Annotated in this window: 4 protein-coding genes; 3 read left to right on the top strand and 1 reads right to left on the bottom strand. The window is 71.5% G+C overall.

What is annotated here, in order from left to right; genetic code table 11:
• The 3 genes from Q7W29_03275 to Q7W29_03265 form a co-directional block, all read left to right on the top strand.
• A partial coding sequence (locus tag Q7W29_03275; GenBank protein ID MDO9170832.1) for an acyl-CoA dehydrogenase family protein occupies nt 1-1,051 on the top strand: 1,051 nt, incomplete at its 5' end.
• Between the two features lie 35 nt (nt 1,052-1,086).
• Nucleotides 1,087-1,533: a large conductance mechanosensitive channel protein MscL gene (mscL, locus tag Q7W29_03270; protein ID MDO9170831.1), complete on the top strand. Its 447-nt coding sequence runs from the start codon at nt 1,087-1,089 to the stop codon at nt 1,531-1,533.
• Between the two features lie 101 nt (nt 1,534-1,634).
• Nucleotides 1,635-3,044: a hypothetical protein gene (locus tag Q7W29_03265; protein ID MDO9170830.1), complete on the top strand. Its 1,410-nt coding sequence runs from the start codon at nt 1,635-1,637 to the stop codon at nt 3,042-3,044.
• Between the two features lie 19 nt (nt 3,045-3,063).
• Here Q7W29_03265 and Q7W29_03260 read toward each other — a convergent pair.
• On the bottom strand, nt 3,064-3,375 hold a 312-nt coding region (locus Q7W29_03260), incomplete at its 5' end, for a DUF2752 domain-containing protein (GenBank protein MDO9170829.1).

Genomic DNA, 3,375 nt, shown 5'->3' with positions numbered 1-3,375 from the left:
TGTCGAGGGCGACATGCCCGAGACCCTGATCGCAGCGCTGCGCGAAGCCGGTTTCTTCGGCCTGACGTTTCCCGAGGCGTACGGCGGCATGGGGGTCGACACCCTGACCTACGGGCTGGTCGTCGAAGAATTGTCGAAGGCCAGCGCCGGCGTCAGCGTGATGTTGACCGTGCACAACAGCGTGGGCTCTTATCCGGTGGCCCTGTTCGGCACCGACGAGGTCAAGCAGCGCTTTCTGCCGCGCATGGCCGCCGGCGAGATCGCCGCCTTCTGCGTGAGCGAGGCCGGCGCCGGCTCCGACGCCGCCGCCCTGACCACGGCCGCCGCCCGCGACGGCGACCACTACGTGCTGACGGGCAGCAAGATGTGGGTGACCAACGGCTCGCGCGCCCGCCACTACGTGGTGCTGGCCCGCACCCCCGGCAGCGTCGGGCACGACAGCGTCCACGCCTTCCTCGTCGAGCGCGACGCGCCGGGCCTGAGCGTGGCCAAGAAGGAAGACAAGATGGGGCTGCGCTGCTCCGACACCTGCGTCGTCGAGTTCGACGGGGTGAGGGTTCCCGCCGCCAACCTCCTCGGCCGGGAGGGCGACGGCTTCAAGGTGGCGATGAAGGCCCTCGACGGCGGCCGCATCGGCATCGCCTTCCAGGCCCTCGGCATCGGCCGCGCCTGCCTCGAGGCCTCCGTACGCTACGCCGGCCAGCGCATCGCTTTCGGCGAGAAGCTCTGGCACATCCCCACCGTCCGCGACAAGTTCGCCGACATGGCCGCCCGCCTGCACGCGGCCCGCCTCACGGCCCTGCACGCCGCCTGGCTCAAGGACCAGGGCCGCCCGCACACGAAGGAGGCGGCCATGGCCAAGCTGCTGGCCACCGAGGCCGCGGGCCACGTGGCCGACGAGGCCATCCAGATCCACGGCGGCTTCGGCTACACCAAGGACTACGACGTCGAGCGCTACTACCGCGACGTGCGCGTCACGCGCATCTACGAGGGCACCAGCGAGATCCAGCGGCTGGTGATCGCACGGTCGGTGATCAAGGAACTGGGCTAGGTCGGTACACGCAACACGCAGGAGGTGGAAGTTCCATGTTCAAGGAATTCAAGGAATTCGCGATCAAGGGCAACGTGGTGGACATGGCCGTCGGTATCATCATCGGCGCCGCGTTCGGGACGATCGTCACGTCCCTGGTCAAGGACATCATCATGCCGCCGATCGGCCTGCTGCTGGGCGGCGTGGACTTCAGCAACCTGTTCCTGGTGCTCAAGCAGGGCGCGACGCCGTCGCCCTACGGCAGCCTCGCCGCCGCGCAGGCCGCGGGCGCGGTGACCCTGAACGTGGGCCAGTTCATCAACACCGTGATCAGCTTCCTGATCGTCGCCTTCTCGGTGTTCCTGGTGATCCGCGCGATCAACAAGCTGAAGCGCGAGGAGCCCGCGCCGGCGGCCGCCCCGACCACCAAGGAGTGCCCGCACTGCCTGTCGGCCATCCCCATCAAGGCGACCAAGTGCGCCCACTGCGCCTCGAACCTCTAGGCCGTCCGCGCCGCTGACCGGGCCCGCCCTCCCCCGAGGGGGAGGGCGGGCCCGTGATTTCGCCTGGGCGCGCGACCGCGGCGGGGCTATCTTGCGGTCCCATGAAGAAACGTCGCCAAGGTTCCTCCCAGAAGACGCCCGGCAAGCCGGGCCGCCGCGGCGGCATCAAGCGCCGCCGCCAGGCCGCCCAGCGGGTGGTCGAGACGCTCGACCGCCTGAAGGACCGCGCCGCCGCCGTGCGCGGCCGGCCCCGGGGCGAGGGTCGGCCAGGGGAGCCCGCCGCCGGCGAACGGCGCGGCCGCGAGCGCAACGGGCGCGGCGTGACCTACCTCACCATCCGCGGCAACGAGGAGCTGTTCGGCAAGCTCTGCCGCGACGACTTCTCCTACCTCATGGCGCAGCGCATCGCCGCGCCGGCCGGAGTGCGCGAGATCCTGCTGCCCCAGTCCGTGGTCGGCCGGGCCCAGAGCGGCCACGGCTGGTTCGTCGACGAGTTCGGCGGACCCCTGTGCTTCCGCGAGGCGACCTTCGACCGCGTGCTCACCGAACTGGAGCGCGCCTGGCCGGACCTGCGCAGCGACCGGGTCCGCGCCCGCCGCTCCGCCCTGATCGAGCGGGTCCGCGACCACGTGCTGGCCCGCCTGGACACCACGACGATGGGGCTCGAGACCGTCGACGGACCGCTGCTGGGCGCCGAGTTCCTCGCCGGGCGCGAGGTCGACACGGCCGCCTTCCTGAAGGGCCTGGTCCTGGCCGGCTTCATGGACGAGGAGGGCCACCGGCGCATGGCCCACAACTGGCACCGCCGCGCCTTCGACGGCGAGCTCTACGAGCTGGGCGGCGGCGAGATCCGCATCGTGGACGTCGCGCGGTTCGAGCAGACGGGCATCGTGGACCCCGGCCAGCAGGCCTGGGACGACGCGGCCCTGCGCGAGCTGGAGCAGCTCGGCGTCGTGATGCCGCTGGAGTCGACGGGGGACTACCCCTGGCCGCGGTACGACCAGGCCTACTTCCGCCGTCGGCTGGGCGAAGGGGTGTGCGACGACCTGGCGCTGATCCGCATCGGCGCCGAGCACGGGTTCGACGCCTTGCTCGGCGCCTTCGTCATGGACGCCCTGGACACCTACGACAAGCACCTGCGGAGCTACACGAGCAAGGGGTCGGACCAGGCCCTGGCCGAGGAGATCCAGGAGCGGTGGCGGGAGCGGACGGGCCGGCCGCTGGCGAGCGGCGAGGAGATCCTCGACCTCGTCTGGTTCGCGGCCAAGAACAACGCGCCGCGCACGTCGCTGTCCAGTTCCCACCGGCGTTTCCTGCAGACCGAGGCCGGGGCGCGCGAGCCGACCCTGCTGCACCACTGGAGCTTCCTGCAGGGGCGGCCGCTGGCGGACATCAAGCTGGGCTTCGCGCGGGTGCCCGCCCGCGAGTTCTACGAGATCGCGCACCGCAGATTAGTAGCCGCGGCCTTCCCCTCTTCGCTGCCGTCGTTCCACACGCCCATCGACAGCTGAGGCCGCCGGAACCGGTGTCTCAGGCCTGGCGGATGATCTCGTAGATCCAGGTCATGGCGAAAGCCGTCGCGGCGGCAATGCGCAGACCACGCGCTTCGACGGCGGACAGGTGCGGGGTGACGCGCAAGCGGGGCAGGGCGGTGGCGGCGGCGGCGTAGAGGAACCAGAGGGCGAGCAGGACGGCGCCGGCGGCGACCAGGGGGTTTTCGACGGCGGCCCCGGGCAGGTCGCCGCGGCCGAGCGCCAGCACGGCGCGGGTGCCGCCGCAGGTGGGGCAGGCGACACCCGTGCTTTCCAGCAGCGCGCAGACGCCGCGGCCGTCGGAGGCCTG

The sequence above is a fragment of the bacterium genome (assembly GCA_030654305.1).
Classification (GTDB): Bacteria; Krumholzibacteriota; Krumholzibacteriia; order LZORAL124-64-63; family LZORAL124-64-63; genus PNOJ01.
The sequence above is the reverse complement of the archived record's forward strand: the minus strand, read 5'-3'. Positions and strand labels throughout refer to the sequence as shown.

Bases quoted from the DNA above. Each gene is read 5' to 3' on its own strand.
- mscL (MDO9170831.1), top strand. From the start codon at position 1,087: ATGTTCAAGGAATTCAAGGAATTCGCGATCAAGGGCAACGTGGTGGAC.
- Q7W29_03265 (MDO9170830.1), top strand. From the start codon at position 1,635: ATGAAGAAACGTCGCCAAGGTTCCTCCCAGAAGACGCCCGGCAAGCCG.